This is a genomic window from Mycobacterium intermedium (genome assembly GCF_002086275.1).
In the GTDB taxonomy this organism is placed as follows: domain Bacteria; phylum Actinomycetota; class Actinomycetes; order Mycobacteriales; family Mycobacteriaceae; genus Mycobacterium; species Mycobacterium intermedium.
Genome location: NZ_MVHT01000105.1, coordinates 1 through 20,408 on the forward strand (window position 1 = coordinate 1; position 20,408 = coordinate 20,408).

Annotated in this window: 19 protein-coding genes and 1 pseudogene; 13 read left to right on the top strand and 7 right to left on the bottom strand. The window is 66.3% G+C overall.

Annotated features, from left to right (window positions below; all coding sequences use genetic code 11):
* Both BST27_RS26015 and BST27_RS26020 read left to right on the top strand, forming a co-directional pair.
* Positions 1-401, top strand: a 401-nt coding sequence (locus BST27_RS26015) for an MmpS family transport accessory protein (protein ID WP_249025723.1), incomplete at its 5' end; no start/stop codon positions are given.
* Positions 401-1,048 (top strand): DUF2561 family protein, encoded by a 648-nt coding sequence (locus BST27_RS26020; RefSeq protein ID WP_069420057.1) that lies wholly within the window; start codon positions 401-403, stop codon positions 1,046-1,048. The genes BST27_RS26015 and BST27_RS26020, both read left to right, overlap by 1 nt.
* Positions 1,049-1,266: 218 nt before the next feature.
* On the opposite strand, the gene qcrB is transcribed toward BST27_RS26020, so the two are convergent.
* The 4 genes from qcrB to ctaE are packed head-to-tail and all read right to left on the bottom strand — an operon-like array spanning position 1,267 to position 5,643.
* Positions 1,267-2,922, bottom strand: coding sequence for a cytochrome bc1 complex cytochrome b subunit (gene qcrB, locus BST27_RS26025; RefSeq protein ID WP_069420058.1), 1,656 nt, complete (start codon positions 2,920-2,922; stop codon positions 1,267-1,269).
* The gene (gene qcrA / locus BST27_RS26030) at positions 2,919-4,166 is read right to left on the bottom strand and encodes a cytochrome bc1 complex Rieske iron-sulfur subunit (RefSeq protein ID WP_069420077.1); all 1,248 of its coding nucleotides are present in this window, start codon (positions 4,164-4,166) and stop codon (positions 2,919-2,921) included. The genes qcrB and qcrA overlap by 4 nt, the downstream gene beginning before the upstream one ends.
* Positions 4,163-5,002 carry a cytochrome bc1 complex diheme cytochrome c subunit gene (gene qcrC / locus BST27_RS26035; RefSeq protein WP_069420059.1) on the bottom strand — a complete coding sequence of 280 codons (840 nt, stop codon included), beginning with the start codon at positions 5,000-5,002 and terminating at the stop codon, positions 4,163-4,165. The genes qcrA and qcrC overlap by 4 nt, the downstream gene beginning before the upstream one ends.
* 29 nt (positions 5,003-5,031) lie before the next feature.
* A complete protein-coding gene (gene ctaE, locus BST27_RS26040; protein WP_069420060.1) occupies positions 5,032-5,643 on the bottom strand; it encodes an aa3-type cytochrome oxidase subunit III in 612 nt (203 codons plus the stop codon).
* Between the two features lie 159 nt (positions 5,644-5,802).
* Between ctaE and trpD the strand changes: the two genes are divergently transcribed.
* Positions 5,803-6,882 (top strand): anthranilate phosphoribosyltransferase, encoded by a 1,080-nt coding sequence (gene trpD, locus BST27_RS34095; protein WP_232007315.1) that lies wholly within the window; start codon positions 5,803-5,805, stop codon positions 6,880-6,882.
* Here the strand turns inward: trpD and BST27_RS26050 are convergent.
* Positions 6,820-8,682: pseudogene (locus BST27_RS26050) on the bottom strand (DEDD exonuclease domain-containing protein); the annotation flags it as partial. The gene trpD and the pseudogene BST27_RS26050 overlap by 63 nt on opposite strands.
* 142 nt (positions 8,683-8,824) lie before the next feature.
* Here BST27_RS26050 and BST27_RS26055 point away from each other — a divergent pair.
* The 4 genes from BST27_RS26055 to pimB all read left to right on the top strand — a co-directional run bounded on the left by BST27_RS26055 (position 8,825) and on the right by pimB (position 12,528).
* Positions 8,825-9,073, top strand: a complete 249-nt coding sequence (locus BST27_RS26055) for a hypothetical protein (protein ID WP_079219619.1) — start codon at positions 8,825-8,827, stop codon at positions 9,071-9,073.
* 186 nt (positions 9,074-9,259) lie between these two features.
* Positions 9,260-10,423, top strand: a complete 1,164-nt coding sequence (ripC, locus tag BST27_RS26060) for a peptidoglycan hydrolase RipC (RefSeq protein ID WP_069420061.1) — start codon at positions 9,260-9,262, stop codon at positions 10,421-10,423.
* A 71-nt stretch (positions 10,424-10,494) separates the two neighbouring features.
* A complete protein-coding gene (locus BST27_RS26065; protein WP_372515469.1) occupies positions 10,495-11,310 on the top strand; it encodes a hypothetical protein in 816 nt (271 codons plus the stop codon).
* Positions 11,311-11,385: 75 nt separating this feature from the next.
* Entirely contained in the window at positions 11,386-12,528 is a 1,143-nt protein-coding gene (gene pimB / locus BST27_RS26070; RefSeq protein WP_069420063.1) for a GDP-mannose-dependent alpha-(1-6)-phosphatidylinositol monomannoside mannosyltransferase, read from the top strand.
* Positions 12,529-12,644: 116 nt separating this feature from the next.
* Here the strand turns inward: pimB and BST27_RS26075 are convergent, their stop codons facing one another.
* A complete protein-coding gene (locus tag BST27_RS26075; protein ID WP_069420064.1) occupies positions 12,645-14,447 on the bottom strand; it encodes an AMP-dependent synthetase/ligase in 1,803 nt (600 codons plus the stop codon).
* 160 nt (positions 14,448-14,607) lie between these two features.
* Here BST27_RS26075 and BST27_RS26080 point away from each other — a divergent pair, with 160 nt between their 5' ends.
* The 5 genes from BST27_RS26080 to BST27_RS26100 all read left to right on the top strand — a co-directional run bounded on the left by BST27_RS26080 (position 14,608) and on the right by BST27_RS26100 (position 18,031).
* The gene (locus tag BST27_RS26080; RefSeq protein ID WP_069420065.1) at positions 14,608-14,997 is read left to right on the top strand and encodes a polyketide cyclase / dehydrase and lipid transport; all 390 of its coding nucleotides are present in this window, start codon (positions 14,608-14,610) and stop codon (positions 14,995-14,997) included.
* Positions 14,998-15,122: 125 nt separating this feature from the next.
* Positions 15,123-15,557, top strand: a complete 435-nt coding sequence (locus BST27_RS26085) for an SRPBCC family protein (RefSeq protein ID WP_069420066.1) — start codon at positions 15,123-15,125, stop codon at positions 15,555-15,557.
* Positions 15,554-16,819, top strand: coding sequence for an ArsA family ATPase (locus BST27_RS26090; protein ID WP_079220254.1), 1,266 nt, complete (start codon positions 15,554-15,556; stop codon positions 16,817-16,819). Before BST27_RS26085 ends, BST27_RS26090 begins: the two co-directional genes overlap by 4 nt.
* Complete coding sequence (locus BST27_RS26095; protein WP_069420068.1) at positions 16,807-17,226, top strand: hypothetical protein; 420 nt, start codon at positions 16,807-16,809, stop codon at positions 17,224-17,226. The genes BST27_RS26090 and BST27_RS26095 overlap by 13 nt, the downstream gene beginning before the upstream one ends.
* Positions 17,227-17,314: 88 nt before the next feature.
* The gene (locus tag BST27_RS26100) at positions 17,315-18,031 is read left to right on the top strand and encodes a lysophospholipid acyltransferase family protein (protein ID WP_069420069.1); all 717 of its coding nucleotides are present in this window, start codon (positions 17,315-17,317) and stop codon (positions 18,029-18,031) included.
* 27 nt (positions 18,032-18,058) lie between these two features.
* Here BST27_RS26100 and BST27_RS26105 read toward each other — a convergent pair whose 3' ends face one another.
* Positions 18,059-19,339 (bottom strand): glycosyltransferase 87 family protein, encoded by a 1,281-nt coding sequence (locus tag BST27_RS26105; RefSeq protein WP_069420070.1) that lies wholly within the window; start codon positions 19,337-19,339, stop codon positions 18,059-18,061.
* Positions 19,340-19,430: 91 nt separating this feature from the next.
* On the opposite strand from BST27_RS26105, the gene BST27_RS26110 reads away from it, so the two are divergent.
* On the top strand, positions 19,431-20,276 hold the full coding sequence (locus tag BST27_RS26110) for a hypothetical protein (RefSeq protein WP_069420071.1): 846 nt from the start codon (positions 19,431-19,433) through the stop codon (positions 20,274-20,276).
* Positions 20,277-20,408: the final 132 nt, after the last annotated feature.

Consider the following 20,408-nt stretch of genomic DNA (forward strand, 5'->3'; position numbering starts at 1 on the left):
CCGAAATGATGTCCCCCGGTGCTTTGGTGCCGGTGACTACTTCTCAGGTGCCATCGACCACCGCGGCGGCACCGCTACCTCCGACCAGCGCGCCAGCGGTGGCACCGCCGCCCGCTCCCACCCCGACCGGGCCGAGGCAGGTCACTTACTCGGTCACCGGCACCAAAGCACCGGGGGACATCATTTCGGTCACCTACGTGGACGCCTCCGGCCGCCGCCGGACGCAGCACAACGTCTACATTCCTTGGACGATGACGGTCACACCGATCTCGACGTCCGACGTGGGCTCGGTCGAGGCATCCAGCCTCTTCCGCGTCAGCAGACTCAACTGCTCGATCATCACCAGCGATGGAACGGTGCTGTCCGCCAATTCCACCGACGCACCGCAGACGAGCTGCTGATGGTAGGTAGGTATTCCGCGTATCGCCGTGGGCCGGACCCGGTCGTTTCACCCGATCTCATTGATCGCATTCTGATTGGCGCGTGCGCCGCGGTCTGGCTGGTGTTGGTAGGTGTCAGCGTCGCGGCCGGTGTTGCGTTGGCGGATATGGGCCGCGGCTTGCACAAGGTGTCGAGCGATTCGAACACGAGTTGGGTGTTGTACACGATCATCGCGATCTCGGCGCTGGTCATCGCGGGCTCGATTCCGATCTTGATCCGGGCTCGCCGCGAAACAGCGCCCGAGCCGATCGTGCGATCGAAGAGCTTGATCGGCCGCGTGGAGTCCAGGACGCCGGTCCGGACGGGCGGGGCCGGTTCGCGACCGTTGGCCGAATCGGCGCTTCGGTCGCCCGCCAAGGCGTACACAGAGGTCACCGAGTGGTCCGGCGAGGCCGTCGACCGGATCTGGCTGCGCGGCGCCGTCGCGCTGACGGGCGTCACCGGGGTAGCCTTGATCGCCGCCGCGACGGCGACCTACCTCATGGCTGACGGCCACGATGGCGCCGCATGGTTCAGCTACGGGGCCGCCGGGGTTGTCACTGCCGGCTTACCCGTTGTCGAGTGGTTTTACGTACGGCAGATACGTCGGGTGCGCGAGGTCCACTAGCGCCCCTTTGACCGCTGTCGAACACGCCTCACGCTGGGTTCGGGCTTCGGGGTGGACGCCACGGGCAGTGCCGTCGGCCGACAAAAGCGTGGTTTCTGGGCTGTGGCTCGCAGGCCTGGAGCGGTCATAATTGCAGTCCGCCTAAAACGCAACTTGCCGGCCCGTATCGGGCCGGCAAGTCACGCTACGTTGCAGGTCCCAGGTGGGACCGTCTTCTATCAGTGGCCGTGTTCGCCGTTCGTCGAACCGTTGAGGCTCTCCTGGTGCTCGCGCAAGGCGGTGAGGGCACGCTGCTCGGAGGCGTGTGCCGCCTCGCGCAGTGCTGCGTCCTCGGCCGGGGGATCGGCGAACAGGAAGCTGCCCGACCCGGGCGAGCCACCGGAGCCCAACTTGTTCATGCGCTTCGGCAGCGCGGCGCCCTGGTACTCCAGCGGTATCGGGTGGCCGTGCTCGTCGACCGGCCCGAGCGGCTGGTGTAGCTCAATGTAGGCGCCGTGTGGCAACCGCTTGATGATGCCGGTCTCCACACCGTGCTCGAGCACCTCGCGGTCGCTGCGCTGCAGGCCCACCGCCCACCGATACGTGACGAAGTAGACGATCGGCGGCAGGATGACCATGCCGATCCGGCCGATCCACGTCGTCGCGTTCAGCGAGATGTGGAACTTGAACGCGATGATGTCGTTCATGGCGCACAGGGTGAGCAGCATGTAGAAGCTGATCGCCATCGCGCCGATGGAGGTGCGGACCGGTGCGTCCCGTGGGCGCTGTAGCAGGTTGTGGTGCGCGTTGTCACCACTGAACCGCTTCTCCAGGAAGGGGTAGACGATCAGCAGCCCGAAGACCAGGCCCATGATTATGCCTACCCACACCACCGCAGGAATCGTGTGGTGCCCGATGTAGAACTCCCACGGCGGCCAGATACGGGCCAAGCCCTCGGTCCACATCATGTAGAAGTCCGGCTGCGAGCCCGCCGACACCTGTGATGGCTTGTAGGGCCCCAGGTTCCAGATCGGGTTGATCTGCAGCAGGCCGCCCATCAGGCCCAGCACGCCGACGATGGCGGCGAAGAAGGCGCCGGACTTGACCGCGAAGACGGGCATCACCCGCACGCCGACGACGTTGTGCTCAGTGCGTCCAGGGCCGGGGAACTGGGTGTGCTTCTGGAACCACACCAGCGCCAGGTGCGCCCCGATCAGCGCCAGGATGATCCCGGGCAGCAACAGGATGTGCAGTGCGTACAGGCGGGGGATCAGGATCGTTCCGGGGAAGTCACCGCCGAACAACGCCCAGTGCAGCCAGGTTCCGATCACCGGCATGCCCAGCGTGATCGATGACAGGGCGGCCCGCAGGCCCAGCCCCGACAACAGGTCGTCGGGCAGCGAATAACCGAAGTAACCCTCGAACATGGCCAGGATCAGCAGCAGCGAACCGATCACCCAGTTGGCCTCGCGCGGGCGTCGGAAAGCTCCGGTGAAGAAGATCCGCGCCAGGTGCACCATGATCGAGGCCGCGAACATCAGCGCCGCCCAGTGGTGGATCTGCCGCACGAACAACCCGCCGCGGATTTCGAAGGAGATGTTCAGCGCGGACTCGTAGGCACGCGACATCTCCACACCCCGCAGCGGCTGGTAGACGCCGTTGTAGGTGACCTCGACCATCGACGGGTCGAAGAACAGCGTGAGGTAGACCCCGGTGATCAGCAGGACGATGAAGCTGTAGAGCGCGATCTCGCCCAGCAGGAACGACCAGTGGGTGGGGAAAACCTTGTTGAGTTGGCGACGAACAGCCGCGGACGGGTGGTAGCGGCTGTCTATGTCATTGCCTTGGCGGGCCAGGACATCACCGATTTTTGGAGGGCTGAATTTCGGACTCATGTTGTTGTGCGCTCCCAAAATGCTGGTCCGACGGGCTCGATGAAGTCACCGTTGGCGACGAAATACCCCTCGGTGTCGATTGTGATGGGAAGTTGCGCCAAGGCGCGCGCCGCCGGGCCGAAGATCGGCTTGGCGAAGTGCAGGGCGTCGAACTGCGACTGGTGGCAGGGGCACAGGATCCGGTAGGACTGCTGTTCGTACAGCGACGAGGGGCAGCCCAAGTGGGAGCAGACCTTCGTGTAGGCGAAGAACTCGCCGAAGTTGAAGCCTTCCTGGCCCTGGCGTTTGACCACCCGGCTCATGTCGTTGGGTTTGATCCGGATGAGCATCACCGGATTGCGGATACCCATCGCGATCTCGTTCAGCTTCTCGCGCGACTCGACCGTGGTGCCGTCTCCGTCGGACTCACGCCACGGGAAGACGGTCTCCATGCCGCCGGCGTCGATGTCCTCGGGGCGCAGTTTGACGAACGGGGGACCGTCGTGGGCCCCGGTGGCCCGGGCCAGGTAGATGGTCTCGCCCTTGACGCGCGGGGTCCAACCCGACGTCCACAACACCGCCTTCTTGCCCTCGGCGGTGTCGACGACCGGCTTCCACGGGTTCTTGACCAGGCCGCCGATGAACGCCACCAAGGTGCCTAGACCGAACGCGCCCAACCCCAGTCCGAAGGTGAGGCCGACCAACTTGCGGCGGCGAATCGTCGAGCCCTCGAGAGCGTCGGTCAGGTTCGCCACGACCGTCTTTCGGTCGATCTCGCGCGAGGCGCCGTCGTGGCGCTCCTGGATCGTGATCTCTTCGGGGATGAAGCGCTTCTGGTAGAGGATGGCACCGATGGCGATACACAAGATCGACATGCCGAAGGTGAAGCCATAGAGCGGCGTGGCGAACGTGTACCACAGGCTGCCCGCTTCTTCCTTGGACTTGTACTGCCACGGCCAGAACAAGAAGATCAGGAACAGCGCGAGTCCGAACCCGCCACCTGCCAGCAGCCACAGGGCCACCCCGCGCTCGGCGCGCTTCTCGGCCTTGGTGACCTTTCCTGTTTCGGAAGCAGGCCAGCGTGGCTCCTTGTAGGCGATCCGAACGCCGTCCAGCTTGCTGCCCAGTTCGAGCAGTTCCTCGCGGGACAGCGTGGCCAGGGTGGCCTCATCCGGTTCGCCGGTAGCCCCAAGGTTTTTGTTGGTGTCAGTGTCAGACCCGACGTCGCCGCTAGCGCCGTCTTTAACGTTGGGTCCGTCGCTCATGTCCGCGCCCCAATCCACAATGCCAGCCCGATGGCTGCGACCATCCCGATGATCCAAATCGCCATACCTTCGGGTGCGGGCCCGAATCCACCCAACCCGTAGCCACCCGGCGAACGCTCCTCGGCGGAGTTCCGCACGTAGGCGATGATGTCCTTCTTGGCTTCCAGTGACAGCTGACGGTCGGAGAACTTGGGCATGTTCTGTGGCCCGGTCAGCATGGCGGTCAGAATTTGCTGCTCATTGGCGGGTCCGAGGTCTGGCGCGTACTTGCCCGACGACAGCGCCCCACCCTTGCCGGTGAAGTTGTGGCACGAGGCGCAGTTGAGGCGGAACAGGTCGCCGCCGCGGCCCAGGTCGTTCCCGCGCAGTGAGCGCATCGCGAGGCTGCCGTCGGCTTCGCGGATCACGCTGGGTCCACCGCCGTTGGCCTGCACGTAGGCGCCGATCGCGTCGATCTGCGGCTGGTCGAAGATCGGCTCCTTACGGGGCGCCTGAGCCTCGCCACGCATGGCGGGCATGCGGCCCGTCGAGACCTGGAAGTAGACGGCCGCGTCGCCGACGCCGATCAGGCTGGGCCCGTGGTCGGGCACGCCCTGCAGGTTGGCGCCGTGGCAGGAGACGCACGAGGTCTCGTAGAGCTGTTTGCCAGTACGAATCAACGCCTCGTCTGACTCATCGGCGACGGCGACCTGCGGCGTGGGGGTGAGCACGGCCGCAAGTCCACCGGCGATGGTCAGCGCGATCAGCAGCAGCAGCCCGCCCGATAAGCGACGTCGGAGACGTCGGCGCGAGATCGCCTTCTTGTTGGCGGGTCGGGTCAACCCGATTTTCTTCAAGCGAGCACTCCTCTTCGTCGCGGACTTGCTCAACGGATGAAATAGATGACGGTGAATAGCGCGATCCAGACGATGTCCACGAAATGCCAGTAGTACGAAACGACGATGCTGGCCGTGGCTTGCGCGGGCGTGAACTTGGTCATCGCGGTTCGGACCAGCAAGAAGATGAACGCGATGAGGCCGCCGGTCACGTGTAGCCCGTGGAAGCCGGTGGCCAGATAGAACACGCTGCCGTACGCGCTGCCCGGGATGGTGGTCCCGTGCGTTGCCAGGTGGAAGTACTCGTAGCCCTGCCCGATGATGAAGAACAGGCCCATCAGGAAGGTGATCACGTACCAGCGGCGCAAGCCGAAGACGTCGCCGCGCTCAGCGGCGAAGACGCCCATCTGGCAGGTGAACGAAGAGGCGATGAGCACCAGCGTCACCGGCACAGCCTGGTACAGATTCAGCTCGGTCGGCGGCGGCGGCCAGTGCCCGTCGGCCTGAGCGCGTGCAGTGAAGTAGAAAGCGAACAGGCCAGCAAAGAACATCAGCTCGCTCGAAAGCCAAACTATGGTGCCAACACTGACCATGTTCGGCCGATTCAGCGAATGCACTCTGGACGTGATCGCGGTACCTGAGGTCCCCACAGCGGTCGTCACATCCGCAAGTATGACGCTTTGTAGTTGTTTAACTCCACCCGGGTCACGAATTTTGGGCAATCCGGTTTTCGTGTCGCGTCGGTGGGCGGGTCGCGGTCGGGTTCGTGGTAGGTGGCGTGCGCTTGGTGGGGCGGGTGGTCTTCGTGGGACGATCGGCGCGTGGCTGTGTCATCTGAGGCTTCGGCGGCGAAAGACGCCGTGTCGTGGCCACTGCTGCTGAGCAGTTTGACCGACGGCCACAGCCTGGCCCGGGGACAGGCCGCCTGGGCGATGGACCAGATCATGAGCGGGGCCGCCAGTCCGGCCCAGATCGCCGGTTTCGCCGTGGCGATGAAGATGAAGGTCCCAACCGCGGCGGAGGTCACCGAGCTCGCCGACGTGATGCTCAAGCATGCCCGTCCGATGCCGGCGCGGGCGATCCGGGACGACACCGTCGACATCGTTGGTACCGGCGGGGACGGCGTCAACACGGTCAATCTGTCCACGATGGCCTCGCTCGTGGTGGCGGCCGCCGGCGTCCCGGTGGTCAAACACGGCAACCGAGCGGCGTCGTCGTTGTCCGGCGGCGCCGACATGCTCGAGGCGCTAGGGGTGCGCATCGACCTGGGACCCGACCAGGTCGCCCGAAGCCTCGCCGAAGTGGGCATCGGATTCTGTTTCGCGCCGCAGTTCCACCCGTCCTATCGGCATGCGTCCGCCGTGCGTCGCGAGATCGGCGTGCCGACGGTGTTCAATCTCCTTGGGCCGCTGACAAACCCGGCGCGGCCGCCGGCCGGGCTGATCGGCTGCGCGTTTGCCAACCTGGCCGAAGTGATGGCCGGTGTGTTTGCTGCGCGCCGGTCCAGCGTGCTCGTGGTGCACGGCGACGACGGGCTAGACGAGCTGACCACCACCACGACCAGCACCATGTGGCGGGTGCAGGCGGGAACCGTGGACAAGCTGACTTTTGATCCCGCAGGCTTCGGGTTCGCCCGCGCCGAGCTCGACGAGCTGCGTGGGGGCGACGCACAGGCCAACGCGGCCCAGGCGCGCGAGGTGCTCGCCGGTGCCAAGGGGCCGGTTCGAGACGCGGTGGTGCTCAATGCCGCCGGCGCACTGGTGGCCCACGCCGGGTTATCCAGCCGCGCTGAATGGTTGCCGGCGTGGGAGGACGGGTTGCAACAAGCCGCCGCGGCGATCGACAGCGGGGCGGCCGAACAACTGCTCGCGCGATGGGTGCGGTTCAGCCAGCAGCTCTGATTGGGTGCCCCAGGCGTCGAGCGCTTGTTCGCTGGCCAGTCGCGCCGATCGCGCCGCCGCGGCCCAGCCCGCCCAGGCGCCCGCAGACCCTATCGGCGAAGCCCACCCGGCGTCGGTACTTTCCCCAGCGACCCGAACGATGCGCACGCCCGGCGCTGCCAGCCAGCGTGCGATGAGCGCGGTCTCTTCGACCAGCGCGCCACCCAGCGGCGCCGACGACGGCAGGACGGTCTGGGCGCCGGCCACGATGGAGTCGACCACCGGCATGGGCGGCACGCCGCGCGGGGCGGAACCGGCCGCCGCCAATTGGCCGTGGCGGATGACCGCGAAGTGCCAACCCCCGCCGCCGTCGGGCGCCGCCGCGACCAGCTCCGCCAGGTGGGTCAGCGTGCGCAGCCGTTGACCCCGCCATAGCACGTCGACCGCGGTGGCGACGTGATCGCGCAACCTGGCTGCGCTTTCGTAGCGGCTGCGCTCGGCGAGCGCCGTGACTTGCTGCACGGCGGCGGCCAACGCAGCGTTGTCCCGCCCGTCGATCAACGCCGCCGCGCGCTCTGCCGCCGCCGCGTATTGCGCTGCCGTCACCCCGCGCGCGGCGGGGCAGGGCGACACTTCCACTTCGGGGCAGGCCGGACCATGCACGGCCGAGCGCGCCAGGCGCCGGGTGCAGGTCCGCAGCCCGGTGAACCTGGCCAGCAGCGTGGCCGTGTCGGCGGCGTCGGCACGAGACCGGAACGGGCCGATGACGCGGTCGTGATTCGGGCTGCGGACGACGGAGAAGCGCGGGAATGCCTCATCGGTCAGCGTCACCCACCACCAACGGTGCGGGAACCGCGACCTGCGGTTGTAAGGCGGGGCGTGGGCGGCCAGCAGTCTCAGCTCGCGCACCCCGGCCTCCAGCGAGTGAGCGCATTCGACATGGTCGACCGTTTCGGCCAGACCGACCATCTCCTTCATCCGGCCGCGCGGATCGGCGCCGTTGAAGTACTGACTCACCCGGCGGCGCAGGTCGACCGCGGTCCCGACATAGAGCACTTCTCCGGAGGGACCGCGGAACAGGTAGACACCCGGCCGGCGGGGCAGGCCTTCGGCGAGCACTCGCTTACGGCGCTGGGCCGGCGTCACGTCGGGCAGGTATGCACGCAAGTCGGCGTAGGTGTGGATGCCCTGGTTGCCGACCCGTTCGATCAGGGCGTGCAACACGTCGACGGTGGCTCGGGCGTCGTCGAGGGCGCGGTGGGTGGGCTGGGTGGCGACGGCGAAGAGGCGAGAAAGGGCGGCCAGTCGCACGCTGGGTGCCTCTTCCCGGCTCAGCACCCGGCGCGCCAGGCGGACGGTGCACAGGACCTTCGGCCGCGGCCACGGGATGTCGCACCGCTGCGCGGCCGCACGCAGAAAACCGATGTCGAATCCGGCATTGTGGGCGACCAGGACCGCGTCGCCGGCAAACTCCAGAAACATCGGCAGCACGGCGTCGATGGTGGGGGCGTCGACCAGCATCGCGGTGGTGATGCCGGTCAGTTGGACGATTTGGGGCGGGATACTGCGCTGCGGGTCGACCAGGGTGGCGAACTCGCCGAGGACCGCGCCGCCGCGCACCTTGACCGCGCCGATCTCGGTGATGGCGTCGGCGGGAGCCGTGGCGGTCTCCGCGGTGCGCCCGCCGGTGGTCTCCAGATCGACCACGACGAAGGTGGTTTCACGCAGCGAAATCTCGTCGACCGCATCGAGCCCGGGAAAACTCAGTTGAGTTCCACCGGCGACCTCCATGGGTGGGACGTTAGGCACCCGCACCGACATCGGACGGTTCCCACGCCGCAGGCCGCCGGCAAGCGCCAACACGGAGCTCGCGGAGATGTCGGTGGTGCCCGCTAGCGTTCGGCACAAGCCCGACTTGCGCTTGTCAAATGCTCCTCAGAGCAGACGGAAAGGACCGACCACAGTGGCAATAAGCAGCGGATCCGAGAATGGTGAAGATGTGGCATCCAGGGGAACCGTTGTCATCGATTGCGACGATTGCGCGGTGCGCGGCCCCGGTTGTCGTGATTGTGTTGTCAGCGTGTTGCTTGGGGTTCCGGAAACCCTTTCCTACGACGAACGCACAGCGCTAGAGGTTCTTGCCGAGGCCGGATTGGCACCGAAATTGCGACTCGTACCCCTGCGGCGTGCCCGCGGATCCGGTGTGGCGTAAGGTCTTTGCGTGACCGACCAACCGGAGCTCATAGTCGAGTGTCCGGCCGCCCACACGAAAATGACAGTTTTCTGTCCATTTTCTTAATCTCCCCCTTTGGACAAACGCCGATATCGTTTCGTAACCTGTTTGAGACCTAAACCCGCTCGACGCAAAGCGTTGATGGCAGTTTAAGGAAGCAAAATTTTGAAGCTCGACCTTCGGTACTCGATTGCGCTCTTTTTCAAGAGATCGTCCATCGGTTTGCTAGCGAGCTTCGTCGTGTTGTCCGGCGTACTGGCCGGAACTGCGATGGCTGATCCCGCCGACGAGGCGCTGGCAAGGCTCAACGATCTGTCTCGGCAAGCCGAGCAGACCACCGAGGCGATGCACAGCGCCCAACTCGATCTGAATGCCAAGCTGGCGGCCCTGCAGGCGGCGGAGAAGAAGCACGATGAAGACCAGGCCAGGGCAGAAGCCGCGAAGGCTCGCTTGGTCACCTTCCAAGCTGCCGTCAACAAGGCCGCTGTCACCGCGTACATGGGCGGCCGCACCGACGCGATGAATGCCATCTTGACGGCTGACGCGCCGCAAATGCTCATCGACAGGCTGTCGGTGCAGCGCGTGATGGCGGGTCAGATGACCGAGCAGATGGCCGCCTACCGGGCCGCCAACGAGCAGGCAACCAAGGCCGAGCAGGCGTCGGCCAAGTCGGCCGCGGACGCCAAGTCCGCTGCCGAACAAGCCGCGGCGGTGCGAGCGAGCCTGCAGCACAAGCAAAGTCAGCTGCAGAGCCAGATTGCCGTGGTCAAGTCGCAATACGAAGCTCTGACACCTTCCCAGCGCGAGGCGCTCGCCAACCCGGGCGCGGTCCCGGCGGGACTTACGGTCCCGGCCCCCGAGGCGTTGGCGCCCGGAGCGCCGGGTGGCCCCGGCGCGCCCCCCGAGGCGTTGGCTCCCGGCCAGCCTCCGCAGCCCGCTGGCGCGTTGCCGTGGCTGCCCGGTGGTGGCGGCGGCGGTGGCGCCGACCGTAACGTCGTGGTTCAGGCAGCGCTTACGCAGGTAGGTACGCCCTACACGTGGGGTGGCGCCGCACCCGGCGGATTCGACTGCTCCGGATTGGTGATGTGGGCCTACCAGCAGGCTGGCATTTCACTGCCGCACTCCAGCCAGGCACAAGCCCACGGCGGTACCCCGGTGGCGTTGTCGGACCTGCAGCCTGGTGACGTGTTGACCTTCTACTCGGATGCCTCCCACGCGGGCATCTACATCGGTGACGGCCTGATGGTCCACGCCTCCACCTACGGTGTGCCGGTGGCCGTCGTGCCGATGGAGTCGTCCGGCCCGATTTACGACGCCCGCCGCTACTGACGGCGGTCGCTGACGGTCGAGCCTGGCGGATTTCCCGGCAGCGCAAGTGGTTTCGGTTACTGCTGGCGGGTGTGTTTGCCGCTGAGTTGGTAGTCACTGTGGCCGTGTTCGCATTCCCGGCGCGCGACGTGCCCGCCGCACCGTCGGCCGCGCCGCACGCCGACGTCCCGCCGGCGGTAGTGACTGTTGGCGATCGCACCGTTCACCTGCACAGCCTCGGCGGTCCGGCTGCCGATCATCTGCTGTCGCGCATCGCGGCCGACATCGGTGCCGCGATCGACGCCGTAGTGGCGTTCTGGGGCCCCGATTGGTCGCGCGACGTCGTGGTGGTGGCGGCCGGCACCCGAGACCAGTTTCTGTCGGCTGCCGGCGGCCCGGCCTCGCAGTGGGAGGACATCGCGGCGGTGACCCTCGTCGAGAGCGTCGATCCCGTCAGCCGCCGGGTGGCGGGTCAACGCATCATGTTCGCCCCGGAGGCCGGCCGCATGCACGCGGGTGCGTTACGAATAGTGCTGCGGCATGAGCTTTTTCACTACGCCGCACGGGCCGACACCGCCCTGGACGCGCCGCGCTGGCTGACCGAAGGGGTCGCCGACTTCGTGGCCCGCCCGGTCGAACAGGTGCCCGCCGGTGTCGTGCGGTCGACGATGGCGCTGCCGTCGGACGCCGACCTGGACACACCAGGGGAGCAGCGCTCCTTGGCCTACGACCGCTCCTGGCTGTTTGCGCGGTTCGTCGCCGATGTTTACGGGCCAGACAAGTTGCGTGGGCTCTACCTGGCGGCGTGCGGCGTGGGCCACACCGACCTGCCGCCCGCGCTGCGTTCCGTACTCGGTATCGGAGCCGACGAAGTCCTCGAGCGTTGGCGCGAATGGCTGGGACGCTAGCCTCTCTAGCGTGAGCAGACACAAAATCCTCCAACACGCCGCGGTTTTGGGAGATTTTGCGTCTGCTCGGCACAAATGAGCCGAGTGCTGCTGGTCTCCAACGACTTTCCGCCACGACGTGGCGGCATCCAGTCTTACCTCGGAGAATTCGTCAGCCGCCTGGTGGACGCCGGTTCGCACACGGTGACGGTGTACGCGCCGCGGTGGAAGGGCGCCGACGAGTTCGACCGTGACGCCCGGGAAGCCGGCTACCACGTGGTGCGCCATCCCACCACGCTGATGCTGCCCGTTCCTACCGTGGACGCGCGGATGCGCCGCCTGATCGCCGAACACGACATTGACACGGTCTGGTTCGGTGCCGCCGCGCCCCTGGCCTTGCTGGCGCCGCGCGCCCGCCAGGCCGGCGCGACCCGGGTGCTCGCCAGCACCCACGGCCACGAGGTGGGCTGGTCGATGCTTCCGGTAGCGCGCTCGGTGCTGCGCCGGATCGGCGACAGCACCGACGTGGTCACGTTCGTCAGCCGCTATACCCGGTCGCGGTTCGCGCCGGCCTTCGGACCTAAGGCAGCACTGGAATACCTGCCACCCGGAGTGGACAGCGACAGGTTCCGGCCGGATCCCGCCGCCCGGGCGGAACTGCGTAAGCGCTACGGATTGGGCGAGCGGCCGACGGTCGTGTGCCTGTCGCGGTTGGTGCCGCGCAAGGGTCAGGACGTGCTGATCAAGGCGCTTCCGTCGATTCGTCGCCGAGTCGATGGAGCGGCCCTGGTGATCGTCGGGGGCGGCCCGTATCTGGACACGTTGCGCAAGCTGGCGCAGGACTGCGGCGTGACCGAGCACGTGACCTTCACCGGCGGGGTGCCCGGCGACGAGCTTCCGGCCCACCACGCCCTGGCCGACGTCTTTGCGATGCCCTGCCGTACCCGCGGCTCCGGAATGGACGTCGAAGGTTTGGGCATCGTGTATCTGGAGGCCTCCGCGACCGGGGTGCCGGTGATCGCCGGAAAGTCCGGGGGAGCGCCAGAAGCGGTGCAACACAACAAAACCGGTTTGGTGGTCGACGGCACCTCGGTGGACCAGGTTGCCGACGCGGTGATCGAACTGCTGACCGACCGCGACCGCGCGGCCGCGATGGGAGCCGCCGGGCGCGCATGGGTGACCGCGGAGTGGCGCTGGGACGGACTGACCGCCCGACTGGCCGAGCTATTGCGCGCCTAGCGCGCTTCGGGCGCGTTTGCGTGCTCGAGTGTGGGCCCTGTGGCCCGGCAATTTTCGGGTGGGGGCCATAGCCCCCACGTTCGGCGACGACACTGTGGGCGCCGGGGCGCCGCCTACTACTCCTTGCTGTAGATCGCTTCGATCTCCGAGGCGAACTTCTCGGCCACCACGTTGCGCTTGACCTTCAAGGTGGGCGTCAACTCCCCGGTGTCCTCGGTGAAGTCGACCGGCAGGACGCGGAACTTCTTGATCGCCTCGGCGTTGGAAACCAGCTGGTTGGCTTCCTTGACGGCGTGCTCCACCTCGGCGAGCAGATCCGGGTCGGTTTTCAGATCACCCACCGTATCGTCGGCCGCCTTGTGGTGCCGGTGCTTCCAGCCCTCGAACGCCTCGGGATCGATGGTGATCAGGGCGCCGATGAACGGCTTGTTGTCCCCGACCACCATCGCCTGGCTGATCAGTGGGTGCGAGCGCAACTGGTCCTCCAGCACGGCCGGGGCGACGTTCTTGCCTCCCGCGGTGACGATGAGTTCCTTCTTGCGGCCCGTGATGGTCAGGAAGCCATCCTCGTCGACCGAACCGAGGTCACCCGTGTGGAACCAGCCGTCGGTAAACGCCTCCTCGGTGGCCTTCTCGTTTTTCCAATAGCCGTGGAACACCACGCCGCCGCGTACCAGCAGTTCTTTGTCTTCGGCGATCTTCAGGCTGTTCCCGGGCAGCAGGCTGCCGACGGTCCCGATCTTCAGCTTGTCGATCTGGTTGACTGCGATCGCCGCGCTGGTCTCCGTCAGGCCATAGCCTTCGTAGATCGTCACGCCAACGCCGCGGTAGAAGTGGCCCAACCGGGCACCCAGCGGCGCACCACCGGAGATGGCGGCGATGCAGTCGCCGCCCAACGCGTCGCGCAGCTTCTGATACACCAACCGGTCGAACACCGCGTGTTTGGCGCGCAACCACAGCCCCGGTTTGCCATCGTCGAGGGCGCGGCTCCAGTCGACGGCGGTCTTCGCTGCGGCATGGAAGATCGCCCCCTTGCCGCCGTCGATGGCGTTTTGCTCGGCGGTGTTGTACACCTTCTCGAAGACCCGCGGCACCGACACCACCAAGGTCGGCTTGAACTGGGCGAATAGCGGCAGCAGGTTCTTGATGTCGCTGGTGAAGCCGACGGTCCCCTTGTTGGCGAACGCGCACAGGGCCACTGCCCGAGCCAGCACGTGCGCCAGCGGCAAGAAGACCAGCAGCCGTTGCCCCTTGGTCATCAACGTCGGAAGGACCTCTTGCACCCCGCGAATCTCGTGGAGGAGATTGGAGTGGGTGAGCTGGCAGCCCTTGGGGCGACCCGTGGTGCCCGAGGTGTAGATGAGCGTGGCCGGGTCGTCGGCGCGCAACGCCTCGAGTCGGGCGGTCAGCTCAGCTGGTTCCACCGACTGGGCCTCCTCGGCGAGCTGATCCAGCGCCTTCGGGCCGGAACCGTCGATGTGCAGCACCCGGCGCAAGTCCGGCAGTTCACCGGTGAGTTCAGTGACGATCGATGCGTGCGTATCGGTCTCGGCGAACGCCAACACGGCCCCGGAGTCCTGCAGCACCCAGCGCACTTGCTCGGCCGACGACGTCTCGTAGATCGGCACCGTGACGGCCCCGACCGACAAAATCGCGAGGTCGAGGATGGTCCACTCGTACCGGGTGGCGGAGAAGATGGAGACGCGGTCACCGGCCTGCACCCCCATGGCGATCAAACCCAATGCGGCAGAGCGAATCTGGCTGGCGGCTTCGACGCAAGTGACGTCGGTCCACACGCCGTCGACCAGGCGTTGGTAGATGGGGTAGTCGGGATCGTCGCGCTCATGTTGGTACACCGTCGCCGCGACATTGTCGTGCTCGTCGATGGTGAAGCGGGCGGGAACACTGTACTGGCGCACTCTTGGGACCTCGCTTGACGTTGCTTGACGATGTTGCGGCTTACTTGCTGCTGTCCAGCCTAATCGTGACATTGCCCAGCGTGGCACGGCTGGTCAACGGGACGATTCGATAGCGCGGGGTAGCGCCACGGCGGCTGGGTCAATATGTGAAGCTGGGGCAATGAACAGCATCCAGATTGCTGACGAGACATACATCGCCGCCGACGGAGCGCGGGTAGGAGCCGCGATCGCCGACCGGTCGAAGTGGAACCGGTGGTGGCCCGATCTGCGACTTCAAGTCACCGAGGACCGTGCCGAGAAGGGCATCAGGTGGGCGGTCACCGGCGCCCTGACCGGCACCATGGAGATCTGGCTAGAGCCTTCCCTGGACGGTGTCGTGCTGCACTATTTCCTGCACGCCGAACCCTCCGGCGTGGCGGCGTGGCAGCTCGCCAAGCTGAATCTGGCGAAGATGACGCACCGTCGCCGAGTGGCCGGAAAGAATATGGCGTTCGAGGTGAAAACGGCCCTGGAAGCGTCGCGTCCGATCGGTGTCTCTCCGGTAGCTTAGCCGGGTCAAGTAGGGGTTCAGGACGGCGAGAGTGGAGTAGCGTTTCTGCCGGGAGTCTGGGGCGCTCCTGCAGATGGCCGGGTCGACCCGCTGTGCGGGAACAGAATCGGAAAGGGACTAGCTAGGTGGCGGAGAAAACGCAACAGACGATCCACATCGGCGCGGATCCAGGCGAGGTGATGAAGGCGATCGCCGACATCGAGTCCTACCCGCAATGGATTTCGGAGTACAAGGAAGTCGAGGTCCTCGAGGCCGACGACGAGGGGTACCCGAAGAAGGCTCGGATGGTGATGGACGCGGGCATCTTCAAAGACACCCTGATCATGAATTACGAGTGGCCAGCCGATCGCCAGTCGTTGAGCTGGACGCTGGAATCCAGCTCGCTACTGAAGTCTCTTGAAGGTTCGTACATCCTGGCGCCAAAGGGTTCTGGCACTGACGTCACCTATCAACTCGCGATCGACCTGGCCATCCCGATGATCGGCATGCTCAAGCGCAAGGCGGAAAAGAGGTTGATCGACGCCGCCCTGAAGGATCTGAAGAAACGAGTCGAGGGCTGAGCGATTCCGCTGCGTCGACCCCGGCCCGGATCAGTCTCTTTGTCGGCAAAGGCGGGGTAGGGAAGTCCACGCTGGCATCGGCCACGGCGGTCTGTGATGCCAGCGCCGGCCAGCGCGTGCTGCTGGTGTCTACCGACCAGGCGCACTCGCTGGGCGATGTGCTGGGAGTCCCGGTGCCCCCGACCGGTCACGGCGAACCCGTTCGCGTCCTGGTCGACCTGGACACCGGAGAGGCGGGTACCGGCGGGTCTCTCGACGCGTTGGCCCTGGACACTCTGGCGCTGCTGGAGGACCGGTGGCGCGGCGTGGTCGACGCCCTCGATCGGCGCTTCCCTGAGTCCGACTTGGGCACCATTGCGCCCGAAGAACTTTCGACTTTGCCCGGCATTCAAGAAGTCCTCGGCCTGCACGCGGTGGCCGAACTCGCGGCGGCCGGACGATGGGACCGCATCGTGGTCGATTGCGCGTCAACGGCCGACGCACTGCGAATGTTGACCCTGCCGGCCACCTTTGGGCTGTATGTGGAACGCGCATGGCCGCGCCATCGCAGGCTCAGCATCGACGATCCCCGATCGGCCGCGGTGGTAGATCTGCTCGAGCGCACCAGCGCCGCCGTTGAGCGGCTCAGCGCGGTCCTGACCGACGGCGCTGTGGTCGGTGCGCATCTAGTGCTCACACCCGAGCGGGTGGTCGCCGCCGAGGCCGCCCGGACGCTGGGTTCGTTGGCGCTGATGGGCGTGCGCGTCGAGGAATTGCTGGTCAACCAGGTCCTCGTGCGCGACGAGGCTTACGAGTACCACAGCCTGCCCGACCACCCCGCGTTCTACTGGTACGCCGAACGCATCTCCGAACAACGCGCCGTCTTAGAGGAACTCGACGCCACCATCGGCGACGTGGAACTGGTGTTGGTGCCGCACCTGGCAGGCGAGCCGATCGGTCCGAAGGCGCTGGCCGGCTTGCTCGACAGTGCGCGTCGCCGTCGCGGTGACGCGCCGCCGGGCCCATTGCGCCCTATTGTGGACTTGGAATCGGGTTCGGGGCTGGAGTCGGTATACCGGTTGCGTTTGGAGCTGCCACAGCTCGACCCCGCTTCGCTCACCCTGGGCAGATCCGAGGACGATCTCGTGATCAGTGCCGGCGGCGTACGGCGTCGGGTCCGGTTGGCTTCGGTACTACGACGGTGTACGGTGCTGGACGCGCGGCTCCGGGGTACGGAACTGACAGTTCGTTTTCGACCGAATCCGGAGGTATGGCCAAAGTGACAAGGCATACCGATCTAGGTCCGGAACTGCGCAAGTTGGCGCAGTCCGTGCTCGCTGGACTCGACCCTGCGGTGCGGGCTGCTGCGGCGGTGGCGTCCAGCGCCGGCGTGGGTAAGTGCCAGCAGGTGTGGTGCCCGGTATGCGCCGTCGCGGCGCTGTTGTCCGGCGAACAGCACCCGCTGCTCACCGTCGTCGCAGACCACAGCGTGGCGTTGATGGACGTGCTCCGCTCCATGGTCGACGACATCAATCGATCGGCGGAATCGCTGCTGGACGACGCGCCGAGCTCGCACGAGGGCACCGAGCCGGGGCCGGAGAGCGCAACCGGGTCGCAGCCCACCCCGAACGGTGCCAACGGCGGCTCGAAATCGCACTACCAGCCCATACCGGTGACTATTCAGGAATGAGTGTCGGCCAACCGCAGGTGGTCGCTGCCAGCCCGGATGGGTACAGTTGGCGCAGACACCGGTCGGTGCGGGCGGGGGAGAGGGAGACATGTGGTACTACCTTTTTAAGTACATCTTCATGGGCCCGCTCTTCAAGCTGCTCGGAAGGCCGAAAGTTGAAGGCTTAGAACACATTCCGTCCTCCGGGCCGGCCATCCTCGCCAGTAACCACCTCGCGGTGGCGGACAGCTTCTACCTGCCCCTGGTGGTGCGTCGGCGCATTTGGTTCCTGGCGAAAGCGGAGTACTTCACCGGCACCGGCATCAAGGGCTGGATCAACCGGTGGTTCTACACCGTGTCCGGGCAGGTGCCCATCGACCGCACCGACGCCGATGCGGCGCAATCCGCGCTGGACACCGCACAGGGATTGCTGAGTCAGGGCCGGTTATTGGGCATGTACCCCGAAGGCACCCGGTCGCCTGACGGGCGGCTCTACAAGGGCAAGACGGGCCTGGCCCGGCTCGCCCTGCAGACGGGGGTGCCAGTGATTCCGGTCGCGATGATCGGTACCAACAAGGTCAACCCGCCCGGCAAGAAGATGTTGCGGTTCGGCCGGGTCACCGTTCGGTTCGGCAAGCCGATGGACTTCTCTCGGTTTGAAGGCCTGGCCGGCAACCACTTCATCGAGCGCGCGGTGATCGACGAGGTGATGTACGAGCTGATGCAGCTCTCGGGTCAGGAATACGTCGACATCTACGCCGCGACCATCAAGGACGGCGGCGGCCCAAAAGACATCACGCGGATCCCTGAGACGGCCGCGAGCTAATTCGAGCTAATTCGGCCGACGGGTTCGTCAGCCGGCTGCGGGTACGGGCGTCAGCTTCTCGGGCGTGCTTGAGCGTTGCGCCGTGACGTGGGCGGTGACGGTGGCTCCGGCAGCGATGATGACGGCTAGGGCCCACCACACGTAGGACATGCCGAGGAGTTGCCGCCACCACGACGCGGTCAGTTCGTGGTGCTTGGGCATGAGGTCGATGGGCGTCCAGTGGGTCAGCGCCACCCCGGCCAGGGCGAGCACCCCCAGCGCCACGTTGCGGCGACGCCAGGCCACCGTTCCCATCACCAACACCGCAGGCAGCAGCCATACCCAGTGGTGCGACCACGACACCGGCGAAACGACCAACCCGAACAGGGCGACGCAAATCACAGCCAGCATCGGTTCGTCGGCCTTGAGCACGCGTCGCATCGCCCAGATCGTCACGGCCAGCACGAGCACGCAGGCGAGCACCCACAGCGGGAAGCGTTCGTGTTCGTCGAGTCCCAGCCGGGCCAGGGCTCCGGCGATGTTCTGGTCGGTGTTGAGCGCGGCCTCGCCGATCCGGTCGGTGTGGTGCAGGGTATGCGTCCAGTACGACCAGGAATCGCGCCAGGCCAGGACGAAACCCACCAGCGTCGCGCCGACGAACGTCGCCAATGCGGTAAGTGCCGCGCGGTTGTCGCGCCGCAGCAGGAAGTAGAGGAGAAACACGGCCGGCGTCAGCTTCAGCGCAATGCCGATGCCCAGCGCCAACCCGCGTGGCCACGGCGTGTGCCGGGGAAAGGTGTCGATGATGACCAGGGTCATCAGGATGGCGTTGATCTGGCCGTAAGCGAAGTTGGAGTTGAGCGGCTCGAGGTAGATCGATGCCGGGACCACGATCATCACCGCGAGCCACACCCGGCGCAGCCACGCCGGGCCGGACAACACCTTCGACTGAGACCAGATGTCCAGGCGGGTCAGCACCACCGTTGTCGACACGATCAGCACCACCAGCGTCAACGCGGTGATCACCGCGCCCGCGGCGGGCATCTTCAACCAGGCGAACGGGCTGAAGAACACCGCCGCCAGCGGGGGATAGGTGAACGGCAAGTCCACGATCGGTGTGTGGAACAACACACCGTCGTACAGCGGACGCCCGTCTAGCCAGGCCTGGGCGCCCATCTGGTACACGTCGATGTCGATGCGGTAGGCGGGGTTCACGAACAGGTCGCGGAGCAGCCTGCTCAGTGCCCAGCCGGCCACCAACCAGAGCAGGCTCCATAGCAGAACCCGCCCGAGTCGACTGCCCACTTCGGGCGAGCGCCATTTACTCATTTCGGAACACAGCCTAATCGGTATTGGGCATGTGTTGCGCCGCACAGCGCGGCTTCGTCCAGTTCAAGGGGTGCGGGCCTATGTTCGTAACGTGCTCCGCTGGTTGCAGCATGACATCGTCGACCGTGGGCGCCTTCCCCTGTTGTGTTGCCTGGTCGCTTTCATCCTGACCTTCTTCGTTACCCGTACTTGCGTGCGTGTCATCCGCCGTCGCGCGGAACGGGGTGGGCCTCCGGCTCGCTGGTGGCAGCCGCGCAACCTGCACATCGGGTCGGTTCACCTGCACCATGTGACGTTCGGCGTCATCTTGGTGATGATCGCCGGGCTTTCGTTGGTGACGCTTTCGATGGACGGGCAACCGCTCGAAATCACTTTGGCAGCGACTCTTTTCGGCATTGGGGCCGCGCTGGTGCTCGATGAGTATGCGTTGATCCTGCATCTTTCGGACGTTTACTGGGAGGAAGACGGCCGCACCTCGGTGGACGCGGTGTTCGCCGCCGCGGCGGTGGCAGGACTGCTGATCATGGGCCTGCACCCGCTCATGTTCTTCCTGCCGATCCGGCACAACCACGACTGGGTGCTGCTGCACACCACCGTGGTGGTGGGGGTGGTGTTGACGCTGCCGCTGGCGGTGATCGTGCTGTTGAAGGGCAAGGTGTGGACCGGCCTGCTGGGGATGTTCCTGGTGGTGTTGTTGGTGGTCGGGGCGATCCGGTTGTCGCGGCCGCATGCGCCGTGGGCGCGGTGGCGCTACACCAACCGGCCGGAGAGGATGCGCCGCGCACTGCAGCGCGAACGCGTCCTGCGGCGGCCGGTGGTGCAGGCCAAGCTGTGGTTGCAGGCCGCGATCGCCGGTACTCCCCGGCTGCCCGACGACGAGGCGGTGGACGCCGCGCTGGACCGCGACGTCCACGCCGCGCCTGCGCCTTCCGGCTAGCCCCGGCGGCCGTGTTTCGCGCGTCGAGTGTGGGCCTTAAGTACCGCCTCCGGACGGCGGTTTCAAGCGGTCGATGCAACGGTGGGCGGGTTTGACAGTAGTTCGTCGAGGGCTTCGGCGGGTGTTTTCCAG